The sequence below is a fragment of the Bacteroidales bacterium genome (genome assembly GCA_035342335.1).
Lineage (GTDB): Bacteria > Bacteroidota > Bacteroidia > Bacteroidales > JAGONC01 > JAGONC01.
Window position 1 is genome coordinate 1 of the sequence record DAOQWY010000006.1, and the last position, 20,375, is coordinate 20,375.

At 48.5% G+C, this 20,375-nt stretch carries 20 protein-coding genes, 1 tRNA gene and 1 pseudogene; 9 read left to right on the plus strand and 13 right to left on the minus strand.

Annotated elements, in window-relative coordinates:
* Nucleotides 1-43: 43 nt before the first annotated feature.
* The 4 genes and pseudogenes from PKI34_04400 to PKI34_04415 form a co-directional block, all read right to left on the minus strand.
* The gene (locus tag PKI34_04400) at nucleotides 44-205 is read right to left on the minus strand and encodes a fibronectin type III-like domain-contianing protein (GenBank protein ID HNS17048.1); all 162 of its coding nucleotides are present in this window, start codon (nucleotides 203-205) and stop codon (nucleotides 44-46) included.
* A gap of 156 nt (nucleotides 206-361) precedes the next feature.
* A pseudogene (locus tag PKI34_04405) lies at nucleotides 362-1,369 on the minus strand (glycoside hydrolase family 3 C-terminal domain-containing protein).
* A 37-nt stretch (nucleotides 1,370-1,406) separates the two neighbouring features.
* The gene (locus PKI34_04410) at nucleotides 1,407-1,700 is read right to left on the minus strand and encodes a hypothetical protein (protein ID HNS17049.1); all 294 of its coding nucleotides are present in this window, start codon (nucleotides 1,698-1,700) and stop codon (nucleotides 1,407-1,409) included.
* A gap of 25 nt (nucleotides 1,701-1,725) precedes the next feature.
* Nucleotides 1,726-2,895 carry an ATP-binding protein gene (locus PKI34_04415; protein ID HNS17050.1) on the minus strand — a complete coding sequence of 390 codons (1,170 nt, stop codon included), beginning with the start codon at nucleotides 2,893-2,895 and terminating at the stop codon, nucleotides 1,726-1,728.
* 355 nt (nucleotides 2,896-3,250) lie between these two features.
* On the opposite strand from PKI34_04415, the gene PKI34_04420 reads away from it, so the two are divergent.
* On the plus strand, nucleotides 3,251-3,760 hold the full coding sequence (locus PKI34_04420; protein ID HNS17051.1) for a T9SS type A sorting domain-containing protein: 510 nt from the start codon (nucleotides 3,251-3,253) through the stop codon (nucleotides 3,758-3,760).
* Between the two features lie 116 nt (nucleotides 3,761-3,876).
* Nucleotides 3,877-5,430: an L-serine ammonia-lyase, iron-sulfur-dependent, subunit alpha gene (locus tag PKI34_04425; protein HNS17052.1), complete on the plus strand. Its 1,554-nt coding sequence runs from the start codon at nucleotides 3,877-3,879 to the stop codon at nucleotides 5,428-5,430.
* Between the two features lie 160 nt (nucleotides 5,431-5,590).
* Here PKI34_04425 and PKI34_04430 read toward each other — a convergent pair whose 3' ends face one another.
* The gene (locus PKI34_04430) at nucleotides 5,591-6,529 is read right to left on the minus strand and encodes a radical SAM protein (protein ID HNS17053.1); all 939 of its coding nucleotides are present in this window, start codon (nucleotides 6,527-6,529) and stop codon (nucleotides 5,591-5,593) included.
* 373 nt (nucleotides 6,530-6,902) lie between these two features.
* On the opposite strand from PKI34_04430, the gene PKI34_04435 reads away from it, so the two are divergent.
* Complete coding sequence (locus PKI34_04435) at nucleotides 6,903-7,307, plus strand: hypothetical protein (GenBank protein HNS17054.1); 405 nt, start codon at nucleotides 6,903-6,905, stop codon at nucleotides 7,305-7,307.
* A 142-nt stretch (nucleotides 7,308-7,449) separates the two neighbouring features.
* Entirely contained in the window at nucleotides 7,450-9,840 is a 2,391-nt protein-coding gene (locus PKI34_04440; GenBank protein HNS17055.1) for a TonB-dependent receptor, read from the plus strand.
* Between the two features lie 299 nt (nucleotides 9,841-10,139).
* Here the strand turns inward: PKI34_04440 and PKI34_04445 are convergent.
* Nucleotides 10,140-10,213 (minus strand) — tRNA-Ala (locus PKI34_04445).
* A gap of 132 nt (nucleotides 10,214-10,345) precedes the next feature.
* Between PKI34_04445 and thpR the strand changes: the two genes are divergently transcribed.
* A complete protein-coding gene (gene thpR / locus PKI34_04450) occupies nucleotides 10,346-10,903 on the plus strand; it encodes an RNA 2',3'-cyclic phosphodiesterase (protein HNS17056.1) in 558 nt (185 codons plus the stop codon).
* A gap of 78 nt (nucleotides 10,904-10,981) precedes the next feature.
* Here the strand turns inward: thpR and PKI34_04455 are convergent, their stop codons facing one another.
* The gene (locus tag PKI34_04455; GenBank protein ID HNS17057.1) at nucleotides 10,982-11,302 is read right to left on the minus strand and encodes a hypothetical protein; all 321 of its coding nucleotides are present in this window, start codon (nucleotides 11,300-11,302) and stop codon (nucleotides 10,982-10,984) included.
* A gap of 245 nt (nucleotides 11,303-11,547) precedes the next feature.
* On the opposite strand from PKI34_04455, the gene PKI34_04460 reads away from it, so the two are divergent.
* Nucleotides 11,548-12,117 carry a sigma-70 family RNA polymerase sigma factor gene (locus PKI34_04460; protein ID HNS17058.1) on the plus strand — a complete coding sequence of 190 codons (570 nt, stop codon included), beginning with the start codon at nucleotides 11,548-11,550 and terminating at the stop codon, nucleotides 12,115-12,117.
* A gap of 12 nt (nucleotides 12,118-12,129) precedes the next feature.
* Nucleotides 12,130-12,567 carry a hypothetical protein gene (locus PKI34_04465; protein HNS17059.1) on the plus strand — a complete coding sequence of 146 codons (438 nt, stop codon included), beginning with the start codon at nucleotides 12,130-12,132 and terminating at the stop codon, nucleotides 12,565-12,567.
* A 1-nt stretch (nucleotide 12,568) separates the two neighbouring features.
* Here the strand turns inward: PKI34_04465 and PKI34_04470 are convergent, their stop codons facing one another.
* Entirely contained in the window at nucleotides 12,569-13,099 is a 531-nt protein-coding gene (locus PKI34_04470) for a hypothetical protein (GenBank protein HNS17060.1), read from the minus strand.
* Nucleotides 13,100-13,152: 53 nt separating this feature from the next.
* On the opposite strand from PKI34_04470, the gene PKI34_04475 reads away from it, so the two are divergent.
* Nucleotides 13,153-14,142, plus strand: a complete 990-nt coding sequence (locus PKI34_04475) for an acyltransferase (GenBank protein ID HNS17061.1) — start codon at nucleotides 13,153-13,155, stop codon at nucleotides 14,140-14,142.
* On the opposite strand, the gene PKI34_04480 is transcribed toward PKI34_04475, so the two are convergent.
* Both PKI34_04480 and PKI34_04485 read right to left on the minus strand, forming a co-directional pair.
* On the minus strand, nucleotides 14,139-14,864 hold the full coding sequence (locus PKI34_04480; protein HNS17062.1) for an SOS response-associated peptidase: 726 nt from the start codon (nucleotides 14,862-14,864) through the stop codon (nucleotides 14,139-14,141). The two genes, PKI34_04475 and PKI34_04480, sit on opposite strands and share 4 nt — an antisense overlap.
* A 114-nt stretch (nucleotides 14,865-14,978) precedes the next feature.
* Complete coding sequence (locus PKI34_04485) at nucleotides 14,979-16,280, minus strand: Y-family DNA polymerase (protein HNS17063.1); 1,302 nt, start codon at nucleotides 16,278-16,280, stop codon at nucleotides 14,979-14,981.
* Nucleotides 16,281-16,372: 92 nt separating this feature from the next.
* On the opposite strand from PKI34_04485, the gene elbB reads away from it, so the two are divergent.
* Nucleotides 16,373-17,020: an isoprenoid biosynthesis glyoxalase ElbB gene (elbB, locus tag PKI34_04490; protein HNS17064.1), complete on the plus strand. Its 648-nt coding sequence runs from the start codon at nucleotides 16,373-16,375 to the stop codon at nucleotides 17,018-17,020.
* Nucleotides 17,021-17,063: 43 nt separating this feature from the next.
* Here elbB and lptC read toward each other — a convergent pair whose 3' ends face one another.
* The 3 genes from lptC to PKI34_04505 are packed head-to-tail and all read right to left on the minus strand — an operon-like array spanning nucleotide 17,064 to nucleotide 20,373.
* Entirely contained in the window at nucleotides 17,064-17,648 is a 585-nt protein-coding gene (lptC, locus tag PKI34_04495) for an LPS export ABC transporter periplasmic protein LptC (GenBank protein ID HNS17065.1), read from the minus strand.
* The gene (locus tag PKI34_04500; GenBank protein HNS17066.1) at nucleotides 17,617-18,966 is read right to left on the minus strand and encodes a hypothetical protein; all 1,350 of its coding nucleotides are present in this window, start codon (nucleotides 18,964-18,966) and stop codon (nucleotides 17,617-17,619) included. Before PKI34_04500 ends, lptC begins: the two co-directional genes overlap by 32 nt.
* Before the next feature lie 24 nt (nucleotides 18,967-18,990).
* Nucleotides 18,991-20,373, minus strand: coding sequence for a hypothetical protein (locus PKI34_04505; GenBank protein ID HNS17067.1), 1,383 nt, complete (start codon nucleotides 20,371-20,373; stop codon nucleotides 18,991-18,993).
* Nucleotides 20,374-20,375: the final 2 nt, after the last annotated feature.

Consider the following 20,375-nt stretch of genomic DNA (forward strand, 5'->3'; position numbering starts at 1 on the left):
GAAAGTTGACCATTCTTATTTACCGAAAATTGTCCATTGTTATTTACCGATTACAAAATGAACTGCTGCCCAGGGAAATTGCCACCTGTCGGGTCTCTCCCGGCGATAAAAATACTTTCGCAAATCCCTTCAATTCTTTGTAGGGACGCATCAGCCTGGATTCCGGCTGGCGGATGTAAAGCTGGGCGACCTCGGCTCCACCCATCGTCCCTTTATTGGTGATATCGAAACTGACCATGACCTCATTAGGATCACTGGTGATGAAAGGAGTAATGGAAAGGTTGCTGTATTCGAAAGTAGTATAGGAAAGACCAAAACCAAAAGGGAACAGGGGCTCGGCATTCTGTGTGTCATAATACCGGTATCCCAGCAGCAGGCCTTCGGTATAAAAAACATGCTTATCCAGGTTAGGATCGTAATAATTGTTGTACGCCGGATTGTCCTCCCAGTGCTTCTCGAACGATACCGGAAGCTTGCCCGAGGGATTGATCAATCCAAAGATGATCTCCGCAATGGCGGTTCCGCCTTCCTGGCCGGGATACCAAGCCTGGATCAATCCTTCCACGCCGGATATCCAGTGGGAGGTAGCCACATTCCCCCCGGAATTAAGAACAACGATGGTCTTCGGATTCACCTATGCAACCGCGTTGATCAGGCTGTCCTGATCGTCCGGGAGTGCGAAGGTCCGGTCGAACCCCTCACCTTCCAGTGGACTGTCAAATCCCACGCACAGAATGGCAGCATCGGCTTCTGACGCATGCTGTATGGCAAGAGAATTCGTCGGATCGGGCAGGTGCCACCCCATCTGGATCACGGCCTCTCCTTCGTTCTCATAGAATTCAACTTTGATGGTGTGCTCAGTCCCGCTCTCGAGGGTCCGCGTCTTTCGGTAGGTGGTGGCCCCCTGGTCCTTCCACCCATCAATGATCAGCTGGTTGTCGAGGTACAACCGGCAACCATCATCCGAGCGGATGATGAATTCATGACTTCCTGTTTCCTGTGGACGGATCACCCCGGTCCATCGCACGGAGAAGTGATCCGCCGGAAATCCGGAAATGGCTGGGCCGCCGGAACCCCAGCTAAAATTGATCCGTGTGTCTATACCTGTATATACGGGTGTGCCGTACAGGGTCTGATTGTTAAAATACTCGCAATGAAGGCCCGACTGGGATGATCCGCTGGCAGTGTAAAACTGGGAAGTCTGAAAAATGTGTACGTCATCCGTAAATCCGGGATCATAAGTTACGGTGATACCGGTTCCGGCCATTGACTGAATGGCATTGAGGACACTCACATAATGAAACGGTTCGGTCCAGGAGCTACCGCCACCGGCCAGGTACCTGTTCCCGTTAGGTCCGATGACAGCGATCCGGTCAATCTCTTCTTTATGGAGCGGAAGAGTGTTGTCAGTATTTTTCAGCAGGACGATGCCGGCGCGGGCGACATCCAGGGCGAGCGCCCACCGGCCCGTCCGACATCTTGATCAGCGGACTGGCCGGACTGGTAAACTGCCGTATATACATGGAGTTATACCCGCCAACATACTGCATTTTCTGGCTGTTGCTCATCCGGCCCAGCAGATCCTCCGTGCGGGCCTCCACCGAGGCGGTGCTGTCAAGATAGATCTGGGAGGACAGTGGGAAATGAAAAAGAATGATATTCAGGAAAAGGATAAAAAGCTTTATATAATTAATTAACATTTAGATACAGATTAATTTTTGAACGTTATTCGTGTGATGAAAAAATCAACGGCAGATATTTATTCAGAAAAGTGATCAGGCCACAGACTGTGAAACCGGAAGACAGCGTGTAATCATCCTCTCTGTTAATAAGAATGAAGTTGTTCTTTGTTTTCAGCGTTAGGACCGCTTCTGTATTTCCCCTTGATGGACGAGGATCGGATCCAAATTTTATCTCAATGCCGGCCACAGGTTGATTGCTTTTGACAAGCACCAGATCAAGTTCTGCACCATCATGGGTGCGATAGAAATAATGATGGCAATTTGACGGCAGCATGGGGATGATCTGCTCTATGACAAATCCCTCCCATGATGAACCCAGTTTGGGATTTCCCAACAGCTGATCCATGCTTTCAATTCCCAGTAAAAAATGCATCAGCCCTGAGTCCCGGATATAAACTTTGGAGGACTTGACAAGGCGCTTACGGATATTCGAATGATACGGAAGAATGGTTCGTATCAGGAATGCACTTTCCAGGAAGCTCATGTATTTTTTCACTGTATGAATGCTGATATCCAGACTTTTACCCAGCTCAGCATAATTTACCAGGTTGCCGTGCAAATGGGCAAGCATAGTCCAGAGTCGTTCACCCATAATGCTGTCCGCAGTGAAGCCAAGGTTGGGAAGATCTCGCTCAACATAGGTTTTAACAAAGCTGTTCATCCAGTCAAGCCAATAACTTTCATTAAGGAAAGGAAATGGGTATCCACCTCTTAGCCACAACAAGTTCATCTCATACGCCGGTATCACTTCCGGTACAAGAAAAGGAGTTAATTCCAGGTATGCAATTCTTCCGGCCAGGGTTTCCGATGAGTTCCTGAGCAGTTCCGGTGAGGCTGAACCCAGCAATAGGAAACGGGCAGGGATCCTGTTTTGATCGATCAATGCCCGAAATACCGGAAAAAGATCCTTTTTGCGTTGTACTTCGTCAATGACAACCAGCTTTTCACCATACTGTCCCAGAAACGTCTCGGGATCTTCAAGTTTTATGAAGTCTTTCTTCAGCTCCAGGTCCAGGTACACCGGATCATCATAAAGATGAAGAATGCTTTTTGCAAGGGTTGTTTTACCGACCTGCCGGGGCCCGATAATCGCAACACATGGAAATCCTCCAAGCAGATGTCTTGCTTTTTCTTCGGCTATTCTTGGAATCATAACGACAAAGATATAAATAAAACTAAAATAATGAAATTTAAATTCATTTTTTTAGTATAATTTTGTTTGTAACCTTTGGGGGTATTAATCCTGAGAATCTTTGCAATTGAATGCAAATGTCCCGTTTTAAAAAACCTGCTTTTCGCTTTATGATTTCGTATCTTAGTGGGTTAAATATTATTCCTCAAAAATTAGTAAATTTAAATTCCATCCAAGGATCTCTTGAGATATCTATCAATTCCTTCTGAACTGCCTGACGGGACTGGATAATTTAACTTCCATAGGGGGTAGTCTTAGGATCGGGTGGCCTAAGTTTTGGGGCGGAGACGATGGCAATCATAACCTGATCAGCCTGATGGGAATTGAAAATATTAAGGCTGGATCCATCGTGAACCTGCAAATAGCGTATAATACTTACTTATCAGATTATGAGATGCAGAGCATCTGCGATTATTTAACAAGCTCATATGCTAGTTCAAATATTCATGACAATGCCCCCGGTTGCAACAGTCAGCAGGAGGTGGAGGATGCGTGTGCCGGGGTAGGCATTCCTGAAGTTGGCAGTCGGCAGCATGTCCTGAGGGCGAAGCCCGAAGGATCAGCAGTCAGCAGTTTCCCGAATCCGTGCAGTGATTACACACTATTTGAATACAAGTTGCCGGAGCCTGGTGAGGTCAGTTTAACGATCTTCAACCATCTGGGGCAACAAGTTGCAGTGCTGGTAAAGGAGGAACAAGCTTGTGGCAAACATCAGGTGCAATGGGATGCGGAGGGGGTGCCCGCAGGGATGTATTATTACCGGCTGACGGTGATCCCCACTTTCGCGGGTACAGGCGGTAAAGTGATGGTGGTGAGATTATTTTAAATATAAGATCCTGGCCATCAGGGAAATATTGTTGCTGGGGAATCCGCTGCTTTATGCTGACGATTTACAACAATGGATTTCGGCAGGAAATTGATCTTTTTGAATAAGTAGATATTATGAAATTACCTGGCATTTTTAATGATGTTATTGGACCTGTGATGCGGGGGCCATCCAGTTCGCATACCGCAGCTTCCTGGCGAATAGCCAGAATCGGACTGGATATTTTAAATGAACCGCTGGAAAAAGCGCTTATAGAGTTTGACAGCAAAGGAGCATGGGCCCCGAATTACCGTGAACAGGGAACCACAATGGGAATTGATGGCGGGCTTTTAGGGTTGGACATTACCGATGAAAGAATGAAAGATACGGAAAGTTACGCCCGCGAAAAGGGAATTACTATTCAATATCAGATTAGTTCATTCCCAACAAACCATGCCAATACCGTGCGACTTTCCCTGACAGGGATTTCGCAAAAAAAGATTCAGATAACTGCTGTTTCTCTGGGAGGAGGATCTTTTGAGATTAGATCTGTTGACGGGTTTCCGGTACAGTTGTGTGGCGACTTGTTTGGAATAATGATATTCACCAACAATAAGCCGGACATCAGTGAGGAGATTAAGGCAATAATTCCTTCAGGAGAGGAATTTTTATCGGAACAAAAGGGAGATGTATTCAAGTACGAGTTTAAATCGTCATTTCCATTTTCATCTGAATTGATAAATCAATTACAAAACCTTCCGGTAATTGATAAAGTAGCGGTCATTAACCCGATAATGCCCGTAATTTCGGGCAGGCAGACTGAAATACCTTTTACCACAATTCAGTCGATGATCGGTTATGCCGAAGAAAATGGATTGGATTTAGGCGATTTGGGTCTGATTTACGAAAAATGTATAAGTGGAATTTCAGAAGAGGAATTAACTGTCAAAATGAATGAAATTATCCAAATCATTCATAAAAGCATTGAGGCCGGATTAAAAGGAACCCAATATGCCGACCGGATATTACAACAGCAGTCACACCTGATTGAAAAAGCAGAAAAGGAAGGCAAAATAAGGGATTCTGTTGTTAACCGGATTATTGAGAATGTTTCGGCCCTCATGGAATCAAAAAGTGCCATGGAGGTGATTGTTGCCGTGCCAACCGCAGGCTCCTGTGGAACAGTAGGAGGATCATTGCGGGCCATTTCCGGGAATAATGGTTACTCCATGGATAAATTAACAAAAGCATATTTTGCAGCCGGAATTATTGGCACTTACTTTGCCCGGGGGCCTGGTTTCTCGGCCGAAGAACATGGATGTCAGGTGGAATGTGGTGCTGCTTCAAGCATGGCAGCCGCAGGAATAGCTCAATTAATGGGCGGTACAGCAAAACAGGCTTTGGATGCTGCATCGATGGCTCTTCAAAATATGATTGGTATGGTCTGCGACCCCGTTGCCGACCGTGTTGAAGTACCATGCCTTGGGAAAAATATAAATGCTGCGGTTAATGGATATGCATCTGCTATCATGGCCGTCTCAGGATTTGATGCGGTCATCCCACTGAATGAGGTAATCCAAACGGTTTCGAGGGTAAGCAAAACAATGCCTGATTGCGTTAAATGTACGGGAAAAGGAGGATTGGCGATAACCGAAACCGCGCTGAATCTTAAAAATAAACTAAACAGATAATTACAATAATATTCCTGTCTTAAAAAACTAAAATATGTTTAATAAAGAAACCTGCAAAAAAGAAGAAGAATATTAAAATCGGCCGATTCCGCTCTGATGAGCTGCGATGTGATGGATAAACTGCGTTTGGAATCAGGCAGATATCCGGGAATCAGGTACGCTACCAGGATGGAAGCTGATAAAAGATCCCCCTTTCCTGCCGGTTTGCCTTGATTTTATTTTCTGCCGTCAGCACGTCAAGGTATTTATTCAGTTCATTGATGTGGAGTCCAAGCATTTTGCACAGGTCCTCTGACGTGCAGGGCCTTCTTTTGATGGTCTCCAGAATGCTTGTTTCTATATCTTTTCGGTACGACTGCATCTTTTTCCTTTCGGAGGATGCTGCCACAATTTCGACATGATCCAGTTCCCATAAGTCGGCTATCTTGCGGAGCTCTTCACTTGTCGCACTTCGTAAATCCGGCACTGTTCCGGGCCTGTCCAGTGTATTCAGCTGAACTACATCAGGATTGATCCTGACAATGGCCTTTTTTAGTTCCAATAGTTCATCCAAATGATCATTGTAACCGGGAAGAATGAACACCTCCAGCCATATCTTTCCCTTGAATTCCTCCCTGAAACGGATCAGGCCCTGGATATATGTATCGATCGTCAGTTCGCCGGCTGGCCGGTTGATCAATTGGAATGTCTCTTCCGTGCCGGCATCAAGTGAAGGAAGGACCACGTCCGCTCCTTTAAGTGCGTCCCTCACATCTTTGTCGTAGAAAAGGGTCCCGTTCGTCAGCACCGCCACAGGAACTCCTGGTTTGATCTGCTTGATGAATTGTAATAATTCACCAATCCGGGTATTCAGGGTGGGTTCTCCGGACCCTGAAAAAGTAATGTAATCCGGATCAGGATTATTTGTGAAATAATGCAGCAACTCTTCTTTAACCTTATCCAACCGGATGTATTCCTTTCGGCCGACCGTCAGTTTGGTTGTTTTCCCAACCTCACAATAAACACAGTCCAGCGAGCATACCTTTCGTGGCACCAGATCGACTCCCAATGACATTCCCAACCGTCTTGACGGTACGGGACCAAACAGGTATTTATACATGTTCCTTTTTTTATAAGATCAATCGTTATCTAATCTCACTGCCTCACTGGTCAGGGTTGGTTCAGTGATCCCTGTTTTCATGGTACGGGCCCTCTTGAATTTATAATGGCCTTATGTCCGTGTAAATGTACTAAAACCCTTTATTCAATTTCATTCCGGAATCCATGAATGTCAGTGAGCCGGCCGGCAATAATGCGGGAATCCCGGAAGTGGCTATAACAGAAGTAGTGATTTACGAACAGAGGAACAAAGATTTTTGACTTCTGAAATAAATGAGAAATCCCAAATACTGAATACTAAATCATAAATAAAAAAGAGATAGTGTCAGAAGAGAGGGAAAAACGGGAAGCCGTGGGATTAGAATGATTGAAAAATGAATTCGCAAGACCCAAATCTGGGAGGGAAATCTTACCTTTGCCGCGTGATTGTCAATAAAATAACAATAAAGGCCGCCACATTCCTGGTGATCGGCATCATGGCCCTGATAGTCGCCAACAAAGCCGTATTCCTGCACACCCACCAACTGGCCAACGGCACCCTTATCGCACATGCCCATCCCTTCGATAGATCAAACGACACAAACCCCCACAAATCGCACCACCACACCCAGACCGAGCTTGTCTTTCTGGATAGCTTCAAGATCCTTTATCCCATCTTTCTCGTCCTTCTTGCAGTTTGCCTTTCCCCCATCTCATCAAGGTTGCCGGCTGTAATTCCAACCCAATATTCATCTGCCTGTATCTTCATTTATCAAGGCAGAGCACCACCCTTACACTGAGTAGGTCCCACCCCTATTTCCCTTTTTCTTCTTCACTGTACCACCAACTAATCGGATTGATCGAGTTATCATTACGGTAATTCTTTTAACTCCGGGTCACTGCAGGGAGAAGATATAGCAATCAATACTAAAACATCTGTATATGAACTATTTAAAACAATATAGTATCCATTTTTTACTGCTCATTGGCTCTGTGGCGGTAGCACAGAAGCCCAGGACGGATGCCAACATCTTTGGGCATGTGGTCGACCTGAACGGAATCCACATCCCTTTTGCATCGATAAGCATTGTTGGCACTGCCATTGGGACCTCCACTGATATCACGGGCCATTACCGGTTGATCAACCTCCCTGAGGAAACCTGGATCGTGAAAGCACAGTACCTTGGTTATAAATCCAGTGAAAAAGAGGTTTCCACACGGACTGGAGAAACCCAGGAGATCAATTTTGTTCTGGAAGAAGACCTGCTACGACTCGAAGAGGTGGTCATCACCGGCAACCGGAATGAAACCAAGAGGACAGAGTCAACGACCATTGTCAACACCATCACTCCCAGACTGTTTACCTCAACACAGTCGGTAATTCTGGGTGAAGGCCTCAACTTCTGCCCGGGTTTGCGCATGGAGAACAACTGCCAGAATTGCGGATTCTCACAGGTGCGAATGAACGGGATGGAAGGACCTTATGCGCAGATTTTGATCAACAGCCGTCCCATTTTCAGCGGATTGGCCAGTGTATACGGCCTGGAGCTGATACCCGCCAACATGATCGAACGGGTGGAGGTTATACGCGGTGGGGGATCTGCCCTTTACGGCAGCAACGCCATCGCCGGAACCATCAACCTGATCCTGAAGGATCCGGTTGTGAATGCCTATGAACTAAGCCTGAGTGCGGCTTCCAGCGGTGTAGGTATTGAAAATTCAGGCGATCCTGCCTCCGACTATACGGTTCATCTCAACACCTCCCTGGTAGCGGCCGATAATAAATCAGGCATGTCGCTGTATGGCTTCTACCGGAACCGGGAACCTTTCGACGCCAACGGGGACGGATTTTCGGAGCTCTCCTCCCTAAGAAATACCACCCTGGGCAGCCGCATCTACCATCGGTTCGGGACACGTGCAAAGCTCTCGGCCGACTTTTTCGCCATCTCGGAGAAAAGACGTGGGGGCGACAAGCACGACGAGGTCCCGCATATGGCCGGGATCGCCGAGGCTGTGGAACACCAGCTTACCAACGGGGCTCTGACCTACGAGATGTTCTTCAGGGATCATGGCCTATTGTCGGTTTATATCTCAGGACAACGGGTGAACCGTGACTCCTACTACGGGGCCAACCAGTCACTGAACGACTATGGGAATACCCGTGACCTGTCATATACGGCTGGCGTACAATACAATGCGCCGTTGGGGATCGTCCGCCTGGTAACTGGAATTGAAACTGTGGGGTCCGCACTTTTCGATAAGAAGCTGGGATACCCTGATCTGGACAATGCCAGCCTTAATCCGGATGATTCGACCCTGCTGGTGCCAGTCGTTGAAACCCGGACCATTTCAGACCAAACAATGAATACCACCGGCATCTTTGCCCAGACTGAGGTCGAGCTGGGTGTGTTCAAACTTTCGGCAGGTGTCCGGTATGATCACTATTCCATTCACAACAGTGCACAGGAAGGATATGACGATAAAACAGGTAACGTGCTGAGCCCGCGGTTCAGCGCCAAATACGATATCCTGGAATCCTTGCAGGTACGCATCAGCTATTCGCAAGGATATCGGGCGCCACAGATCTTCGATGAAGATCTTCATATCGAAACCTCCGGTGCACGGCAGGTCATTCATCAAAACGCACCTGACCTGCAGCAGGAAAAGAGCCACAGCGCCATGGCCTCACTGGATTTTCATAAGAAAATGGGAAAGGTCTTCTTCAGTTTGCTATCCGAAGGCTTCTATACCCGCCTGAATAACGCTTTTGTTAACGAATACGGCGAGCCCGACGAGAACGGAACGGTCGTCTACACCCGCGTCAATACCAAAAATGGGGCTGAGGTCATGGGAATCAATCTGGAGATGAACCTGGTACCGGTCAGATCCCTCACAGTGAAAGGCGGATTTACTATCCAATCGAGCCAGTACGAGGACCCACAGGAATTTGATGAGCGGCGGTTTTTCCGCACCCCCGATGAATACGGCTATATAACCCTCAACTGGCAGCCGGTTGATCCCGTGGCAATCTCTCTATCGGGTACCTATACCGGTAAAATGTTGGTGCCCTATTTCGGCCCCGACCTCACGGATCCGACTGACGGTGAGCTCAGGACGTCTCCGGCTTTTTTCGACATGGGGATGAAAATACAATACCGTATCCGGTTAAATGGTGCTTCACTGCAAATCTTTGCGGGTTTGAAGAATCTGATCAATTCCTATCAGGATGACTTTGATACCGGCATCGACCGTGACCCCGGCTATGTGTACGGACCAGCGACCCCGCGAATCGTATATGCGGGGCTGGTTTTCGGAAACCTGTTCAAAATGTAGTTATCTACTAAAACTGGACAAAGAAGGAATACCTTTAATTTAGGACCCTAAACAGTGCACTTTGGTTTGACGACATAAAGTTTCGAGGACTACTTCACCGCCTTTAATTTGGTTCCCTTTAAAGTATGAATAGCTCGCCTGGCTGATGAGTTGGGCGCAATACCGGAAGTTCTGAAGTACGAACAAGGAACAAAGATCTTTGATTTCTGAAATAAACCCAAATCGAATCAGAAATCAAATATCGGTTAATCGTTTCATCTGATATCAAAAAACCGCTGCTATTACGCAGCGGTTTTTTGTGGAGCATAGGGGAGTCGAACCCCTGACCTCTTGACTGCCAGTCAAACGCTCTAGCCAACTGAGCTAATGCCCCGAGGTGGGTGTGAGTGTCAGTGTGGGTGTGAGTGTGGAGATTAGAGATTTGAAAGCGGGCACAAAATTAAACAAATTTCTAAAACCTAATTCTAATTTATCAATTTCTCTATAACTTGCAGCTTGCAGCCTCATGAAACGCTTATTCATCGCAATAAAGTTCCACCCCTCGGATACGCTTCTGGAGGTGTTCCGCTCCCTGAAGGAAAATCTTCGCGAGGATAAGATCAAATGGGTCGAGGAACATAACCTCCACCTGACACTGAAATTTTTCGGAGATACGGAAGAAACCATGATCCCGGCAATCCGCAAGGCGATGAACGCGGCGGCCGGCAGATCCCCCGGCTTCGATCTGGAACTTAAAGGTACCGGGATCTTCGGAAGCAGATACGACCCCCGTGTGATCTGGCTCGGCATCGAACCCTGCCCCGGCCTCCAATCCCTGTATGAAAACCTGTGGGAAGAACTCGGGAAACCGGGCTATGTGCCCGACTCACAGAATTTCGTTCCCCATCTGACCATCGGAAGGGTCAAGTCCATCCGCAATAAACGATTTTTCCAGGAAGTGATCCAGCAGTATAAAGAAGGACTTATCCAGAGAGAAACGGTGCGGGAACTGTATCTTTTCGAAAGCATCCTCCGCTCCGAAGGACCGGTGTATAAGATCATTGAGAACTTTGTTCTGAGATGAGAGAGGAGAGATGAGAGATGAGAAAGGAGAAATAATAATACAATTATATCTCCTTTCTCCTCCCTCCTCTCTCATTTCTCATTTCGAAGCATTCTTTTTGTCCAGAAAAAAACTGACGAGCAGCGCAATGCCGCCAAACAAAAAGATCATGGAGAAATAGGCAGCCTCATCCGACATCGTGGTGGTCTTGACCAGGATCTCGGCTATAAGAAGACCTACGCCCAGGCCTATCAGAAACAGACCCCACTTCAAAGTCGCATCGGTCTGCTTTTTCGTCATGAAAATGGATGCATCAACTCCTTTGTCAATAAGGGCCAGACGCTCGCGTTTTCTGATGATGAGGTATACGATCCCGAGGATCGTCCCAAAAACACTGATCGGAACAAAAATGTCTTCCATAATGTGATATTTTTAAGGTGAATTTTTCAACTGCACCTTTTTGACGCTAAGATTCCCTTCCGGTTACAAAATAAGTTCAGGGGTTAAGGTAAGGAGGCCGGTTTGGTTCAGGGGTTAGGGTTAGGTCACCTCAGTCCACATTACACATAACCACCTGACAAACCCGGCTTCTTCACCCTAACCCCTGAACTTATTTTGTAGTATATTTGTAACCAACACCCCCTCAATCTCGTCAAAACACCAGCATGCTCCCTAAAGATGACCGCTATTACATCGAAAAGGTGCTGGAAGGAGATACGGCCGCCTTTGCAGCCCTCGTCGACAGGCATAAGGATAACGCCTTTGCGCTTGCGCTTAGAATTACGGGCAACCGCGAGGATGCGGAGGAAATCGCCATGGATGCCTTTGTGAAAGTATACCGCTCCCTGGGGAATTTTCGCAACGATTCAAAGTTCACCACCTGGCTCTACCGGATCGTCCATAACGAATCCATCTCGGCACTGCGCAAAAAACAACCGGAAACAGCACCCCTGGATGATAGCCTGGCCAGCGACTACCCAACCGAAGAGATCCAGCAGTGCGTTTCGGAACTGGACGAACTTCAGCAACAGAAACTGATCTCCAGGGCATTGAAAGAACTTCCGCCGGAGGATCATATGCTGATCACGCTGTTTTACATGGAAGACCTGTCGGTCAGCGAAATCAACGAAATAACGGGCCTGAGCCAGTCAAACATAAAAGTCAGGCTGCACAGGACAAGAAAAAAACTTTACCAGATACTGAACAGGCTGCAAATGAACGTTACTGTTCAATAATAAAAAGATATCATGAAAGAACCTTTCTTTAACGACCATAAACTCAGGGAACTGATCAAAAAATCCGGAACATCACGGGCACCGGAAGATTTTACCCGTAAAGTGATGGAACGCGTTCAGAATGATCCTGTTCCTGAAGCCTCCCTTACGCGTGGTCTTTTTTCCGGAAATAACGTTTGGTGGATCGTCATCGCCACGGCTGCCGTCGTCGCTTTCGTGGTCTTCCTGCTCCAATGGTCGCCCATTGACCTGGATCCCGAAAACATCGATTTCAAAAAATACGAGAAAATCGTCCCGATTTTCCAGTCCTTCGTGCAAAGCATGTCCAAATCCTTTGCATTCCTTACACGCTCATCCCTGCCGCTGATCATCGGGATCGGGGTGACCGTGCTGTTCCTGATCGACAGGCTCCTGCGAAAATTAACGATGAAGAAAAGCTATCTGTTCTGAACTACTGTTTCCTGATCCAGATCTCAGGAGTGGTAACACGGTTGCTTTCATGGAAAGCCCTGTCTTTGATGTATACTTCGAAGCGGATGGTATCGTAAGGAGATGAATAATTGTTGATGTACAAGGTGTCCTGAATGATGCCCTTGATGGCCTTGTTCTTCCCGGCAGGGGTTAGTAAAGGGATGCGTCCGTTCATGGAGATCGTATCCAGCTTCATCGAATCGTTGTCATAATACGTGATAAAAACCTCTTCAAACTTCCCGTCAATCTTTTCAAAATATCGGATGAACAGGTTGTATTCCCGGCCGGGCAATGTATCCAGTTCTGTTAATCCGATGTCTCCATCGCCATCCTGGTAATAGATCTCCAGAACACCCCTGTTATCAATACCCGAGGTGTCTTCAATGATCTTAGCAAACTCCCTGAACTCAATGTACGGTTCAACCGGGAACTCAACCTGCTCCAGGCATGACTGGAAAACAAACATCGTTGGAATGACCAGGATTGAAAGTATCTTTGATGTCAGTTTCATAAAAGGATCCTACAGGAATTGTTTGACAAAGTTACACTCAATTGTGCTCCAGGATGATGCCTCTGCCGGAAATCAAGAAAAATATCTTCCGCATTCAGTCACCTGATGAATTTAACGTACTGGCCCTGAATATATTTCATTACCAGTGTGAAAATAATCCGGTCTACCGGCAATTCATCCTCCAGCTGGGGATCAAATCTGAAGCTGTCGCCCGGGTAGAGGCAATTCCATTCCTGCCGGTTTCCTTTTTCAAGACCCACCGGATCATAACCGGTCATTTTACCCCCGGGCTAACCTTCCTCAGCAGCGGCACCACCGGTATGCAGCCCAGCCGGCACGCAGTGGCAGAGACCTCTTTGTACGAGGCAAGCTTCCTGAACTGCTTTGAACGGTTTTACGGTAAAATATCCCGCTATTGCATCCTTGCCCTCCTCCCTTCCTATTTATCCCGGCAGGACTCTTCCCTGGTGTATATGGTGAACAGACTGATTTCGGAGAGCAAGCACCCGGAGAGCGGATTTTATCTCGACGCCACCCAGATCCTGCCCGACAGACTTGAAAAGCTAAAGAGCGCACACCAGCCAACCATCCTGTTCGGGGTGTCCTATGCGCTGCTGGACTTTGCCGAGTCGCATCCCGTTGATTTTCCGGATCTGATCGTAATGGAAACAGGTGGAATGAAAGGGCGGAGAAAGGAGATGATCCGGGAGGAGCTGCACGACAGGTTATCCCGTGGATTCGGTGTTCCGGTCGTTCATTCGGAATACGGTATGACTGAACTCCTTTCGCAGGCATACTCCCGTGGGCTGGGCCTCTATCGTACCCCACCCTGGATGAAGGTTCTGATGCGCGACGTCAATGATCCGCTCACCTGGGTCGGGTATCAGCAAACAGGTGGGATCAATGTCATCGATCTGGCCAATATCCATTCCTGCTCATTCCTGGCCACTCAGGATCTCGGGAAAGCATACCCTGACGGTTCCTTTGAAGTGCTGGGCAGGTTCGACGAGAGCGACATCCGTGGCTGCAACCTGCTCGTTTAAATGCGTGCAATCACCTCGGGCCGGTCATTGGCGGGACTGTTCACCAGACGCGACACCGCATAGGCCTCCATCTCCTCTGCCGGATAAGGCTGCAGCATTGCTAAAAGATCCTCCGTGCGATCACTGGTGAGCCATTCTTTTTCGAACCTCCGCGGCAGGATCACCGGCATCCGGTCGTGGATCGGCTGCATCAGTTCATTGGGCGTTGTCGTGATAATGGCAAACGAATGAACCACCCTTTCTTCCGGATCCCTCCAGCTATCCCATATCCCCGCCATCGCAAACAGATCCCCGTTCTTCATAACGATCCTGTACGGCACCTTTCTCTCTTCCTCCCTCCTCCCTCCTCCCGCCGACCCGTAGACCTGAGAACCCGCAGACCTGTAGACCTGAGAATCCCCCACCCGTTTCCACTCAAAAAACCCATCACTGAGCACCAGACAACGCCTCTGCCGAAAAGGATTCCTGAAGGATGGCTTTTCCAGGATGCCCTCGGCCCGTGCATTGATCATCCTGTTGCCGATGGCAGGATCTTTTGCCCAGAAGGGTATCAGCCCCCACCGGAAAAAGCTCAGCCTGCCGGGCTCCTGGTTTGAGATGACGGCCAGGTTCTGCGCAGGCGCACAGTTATAGCGTGGAGTGTAAAGACCCTCCTCCACTTCCAGGTCAAAGCGTTCCTCGATGAGGATCTCGTTGGGGCTGAATGAAAAGCGTCCGCACATCGGAAGGTGTTCTATTTGTAGTTATTCATTGTTATTCAATTGTCATTCAATTGTCATTTGTTGTCATTTATGGTTACTGAGGACCAGGAATGACGCGAGGCGCGAAGCGCCAAACTAGTGACCAGGAATGACCCTTTCCCCTACCTCGATCACCAGCAACTCCTCCCAGTCCGTGGTGTAGTTCGGCGACAGCTTTTCCTGTCGCATCTTCCATTTCCTTCCGGTGCCCTGTACCGCGTACCGGATTTTTCCCCTGCCCATTCGCTGATTGATCCGGTCGACCGCAGCCGTGATCTTTTCCTGTTTCTCCCGGTTACGGTCGTCCCAGAGGGTGCACTGCAATGTCTTCTGAGGAATGATATCGTTGACGATGACGCCTGATTTCTTGTAAAGATAGCCTTTTCTGTACAATTTTTTCAGGATGAGCCTTGCATGGTGGATCAGTTCCGATGTATGGTTGGTCGCCACAGGAAGCTCCACGGTTGTGCCATTCACATAGTGCGGCCCCCGTGCAAACCGGTTCGTCATCACAAAGACGGTCAACGACTGCGCCACCGACTGCTGCCTTCTGAGCTTTAGTGCAACAGAGGCGACAAACGTGGTGGTGGCTTCTTCAAGGTCATCGTAATCTTCAACGGGCTTGCCGAAAGAGCGGGAGCTACATATCCCTTTCTTTGCCTGCGGATGATCGTCAACGGGGTAGCACGAAATTCCCCTCAGCTCAACAACGGTCCGCTCACCCATGACTCCCATATGCTGCCGGATCCATTTCTCGTTGGCGCATTTCAGATCATAGGCGGTCAGAATGCCGTGTTCCTCCAACAGCCGCGCGTGCCGGGGGCCAATACCCCAGACCTTGTTCACGGAAAGGGACCTCAGATGGCCATTGATCGTATCTTCATCCATCAGCGCCAGCACACCCCCGGTCTCCGGAAGTTCCTTTGCGAGATCGTTGGCAAGCTTGGAAAGGGTTTTTGTGGATGCGATCCCAATGCTCACCGGTATCCCCGTCCATTTCATTACGGTCCTGACGATCTGTTGCCCGTAGGCGACCGGGTCGAGACCAGCGATTCCCGTCAGATCGAGAAAAGCCTCGTCGATGGAATAGACTTCCAGCGTGGGCGTGAACTGCTGAAGAACCGACATCACGCGTTGCGACATATCCCCGTACAAAGCATAATTGGTCGAAAATACCGCCACTTTGTTTTTTTCCAGCAGATTCGCGATCTGAAAGGCAGGCACCCCCATTTTGATCCCCAGCTGTTTCGCCTCGGCCGAACGGGCGATGATGCAGCCATCATTGTTGGATAGAACCACTAGCGGTTTGCCTTCCAGACCCGGCTCAAAAAGCTTTTCGCACGAGGCGTAAAAGTTGTTGCAGTCAGCCAGCGCAAAAATGGGACTTGATGGTTTCAAATGTTCGTCATTAGGAGTACAAACGGAACGATACAGGCTAATCACCAACCAAATTTACCCATTTATTTCTATCTTTGCGAAAACAGAACACCATGAAACGATTTGCCATTATCCTCGCAGGTTGTGGATCCAGGGACGGATCGGAGATCCACGAAGCCACCATGACGATGCTTGCCATCCAGAAAAATGGTGCTGAATATGAAATTTTTGCACCGGATATCCCGCAGCATCATGTGATCAATCACATCACCAACCAGGAAATGCGGGAAACCCGCAACGTCCTTGTCGAAGCAGCGCGTATTGCCAGGGGGAACATCAAGGCACTCAGTAAATTCCGGGCCGACGATTTTGATGCGCTGATCCTTCCGGGAGGCTTTGGTGTGGCTAAAAACCTGTGCAACTTTGCGTTCCAGGGGGAGAACTGCACCGTGAATCCGGAGGTGGAAAGGGCCATGAAGGCGATGGCCGAAAAAGGGAAACCCATCGGTGCGTTGTGCATCGCCCCGGTCTTGCTGGCCAGGGTGTTCGGTGATATTGAGATCACAATCGGTCAAGACAAGGGTACGGCGACCGCAGTGGAGAAGATGGGAGCGCGGCACATCACCACCGGTCACGGCGAAGTGGTGATCGACAAAAAAAGGAAACTGTTCACCACGCCCTGCTATATGCTGGATGCCAGCATCGTTCATATCTGGGAGGGAGCTGATGCCATCGTGAAGGCGATGCTGCAATACATGTAATTCATAAGCGCCCCTCCCCTGCTGGCAGGGGATGGGGTACGTTTCAGAACTTCTCTTTGCTGACCCGGATGTCCCCCCTGACCTTTTTGAGTTTCCATGATTCAAACTGTTCATCCGAGGTCATTCCGTTTTCCCCGTAAATCGTTTTGCCGGGAGTGATGATCTTGACAAACACTTCGCTCTGGATGAGCTTTTTGTTCCTGTCCCAGATCAGATGTTCCGTATTCAGCCGTTCATTTTTGAGGTGGTTGATGACCTCCACGTTACCCCTGGCTTCCATGATGTTGCGTTTCTCGAAGCTGATGCCGTAGTTGGCACGCAGCTCCGACTTCACCCGTTTCAGGGTATCATAAAAGACCACGTGAACACCCTCGGGAAATTCTATGTACGGGTCATCCCCTCCATAACTTTCCATCAATGGTCCGGTCAGGATCAGTGAAAGCTTACCGTTCTCGCTCTGTTCGATTTCAATGTTGTAAATGGTTTCAACAGCCAGCGTATCAGCAGGCATGGTCATGTTGATCTGTTGAAGATCATTCTCGCACGATCCCAGGAAAAGCATTCCGGGGATGGCCAGGAACCTGACCAGGGGATGTTTAACGGGAAGCCCTGACGGTAGTGGTTTCATTGATCCAGCAGCCAACGGTGTAGCTGTCACCTTCTTTCATATCGTGGAAAAAGAGACGTTCCATTGCCGGGAAGGCCCTTGAATAAGAATAGATTCGGTCATTGGCCGCCTGTTCAACGGACGGATCCACACTCTTTGCCTTGTAGTATTTATCCACTGCGGCCCAGTAGGCAGCCTTGCTGCTGATCTCGTCGTTACCGCAGTCACTGGCGCTGGAAGCGTAGAGGTCGCCGATCATGATGTAGGCATTCCCGTCACCGGGGCGCAGCTCAGCGGCTTTATATGCATAGGATCTGGACCTGGGATAATCCCTCAGATTGCGATAGGCATCTGCCAGGAGAAGAAAACAATCGGCCCGGCTTTTGACATCGGCCATGTCCGTTGCCTGCAACAGATACTCCATCGCCTTGCTGTATTCATTTTTCCTGTAAAGCATCCGCCCGATGAGGAAAGCAGATTCGGGATTTGGTTCCAGGTCATAAAGCTTGACCGTTGCGTCAAAATAAAGGGGATCAGCCGTGCAGTTTCGTTTATCCAGCATCTGGATGATCTCTTTCAGCAATTTGGTATCCTCCGGATTTTGCTCAAACTTCTTTCGATAAATGGCGATCAGGTCGTCACAGGTTGCAAACGGTTCGAACAGGCTCTCAATGTTCAGGCGGATCCCCTGCCATTCGGTACGCTCCTGCTCATTTTCCTGGCTGTGCTTTTCATTGAAGTCAACTATGTTCATGATCCGCTCAAAATTCTCAATGATCATCGCCGAATCGATAAGGCCCGCCCGGGCACTGTTGATGGTGGAATGGAATAAATAAACAAGGACGGGACCGGTGCTTTTATTTCCTTCCAGGGTAACGGATTTATCCAGGATCTGGTACACTTCGTGGTAGCGGTCAGGGCGGAGGGTCAGCAGATCGATCCCTTTCCGCCCCAGGACAAGTCCCTCCCGGCTGCTGGAAACATTCCCGAAATATTCAATGCGTTTGTCGTAGATCAGCATGATCGAATCCACCAGCTGGGCCTTTCGGGCCGAATCGGTTTCCTTATCATAGAAATATTTCATCAGGACCACTCCATCCAGGTAGATATTCTGGCTTGACAGCGGGCAATTATCAAAAACCCATTTCCAGGGCTGATAAACAGGGACCTGATCAATGACCTCCTGGGAAAAATTATAATCTTTCCACATCCGGAAATTGATCTTGTAAAGCGACAGATTCTCGACACATTTCAGGCTGTCGGTCCCATATTTCTGTCCGTACAGAACAGGAATGGCGAACAGGATCAGCAGCCCTGTTACGAAAGCTTTTCGGTTCATAGTCATATTCAATCTAATGTTAAATTATTTGGCTGCCCTCACGGTGGTTGTCTCGTTGATCCAGCAGCCCACCGTGTAGCTTTCTCCTTCTTTCAGATCATGGAAAAAGAGACGTTCGACGGCCGGGAAGGCTCTTGAATAGGAATAGATTCTTTCATTGGCCGCTTGTTCAAGTGACGGGTCAATGTTCTTTGCCTTATAATATTTATCCACCGCAGCCCAGTAGGCAGCTTTCTTACCTATTTCGTCATCGCCGCACATGTCAGCACTGGCAGCGTAAAGATCACCGATCAGGATATATGGATTTCCATCATTGGGCCTGAGCTCCGCAGACTTATAGGCATACGTCCGGGCCCGGGAATAATCCCGCATCGTACGGTATTCATCGGCCAGCAGCAGGTAACAATCAGCTCTTGCGTTGGTATCAGCCATATCCGTTGCCTGCAGTAAATATGTGGATGATTTGCTCAGTTCATTCCTCCTGTACAGCATCCTTCCGATCAAAAATGCAGATTCGGGGTCGGGCTCCAGTTCGTATAATTTGACCGTTGCGTCGAAGTATAGCGGATCGGCCGTGCAGTTCTTTTTGTCGAGCATGTTGATGATCTTCTTGAGCAATTCAGGATTGCTGCCTCCTTCTGCGTCAAATTTCGCGCGGTAGATCGGGATCAGATCCTGGCAGGTGGCATAAGGCTCGACAGAAAGCTCCAGGTTGGCCTTTACGCTTTCAAAATCCTCCTGGTCAGCCGGGTTGTTCTTTATATTATATTCAACAATCCCCATCAGTTTGTCAAATAATTCGATCAGGACGTCTTTTCCCAGTTTGCTGGCATTCACCAGCTCGATGGCTGTACGGAAGTAATAGACGATGACGGCGGTCTGTGAGTTGTTCCCATCCAGTTCAACGGAGCGTTCCAGTATATGATAGACCTCTTCGGTCGCCTGTGGGCGCCACTGGTACAGGTCGACGGCTTTGCGCCCCAGGATATTACCCATTTGGGAAAGGCCTGTCTTGTAATGGTTCGGGAAATATTCCATACGCTGATCATAGATCATCATCAGGGTATCGATGAGAAGCTCTTTTCGTGCGTTATCCGGTTCTTCCTTGATGAAATAGCTGAACATTTTTATGCCATCCAGGTAGGTGTTTTCAGTTCCCATCGGGCAGTTGTTGAAAACCCAGCGCCAGTGTCTGATCGCATCGTCAACGGCGACGCTTGTATAATCACTGTTTTTCCATTGTTTGAAGAACTCGCGGTAAAGTGAAATCTCCATAACGCATTTCACACTGTCCTGCCCATACCGGGGGCCTCTGTCCTTGACCTGGGCAAGCGCGATGTTTCCTGTTCCGGTGATCATCATGAGTGAGATGATCAGGGGTAAGAGAAAGAGTCCTGTCGTTTTCATTG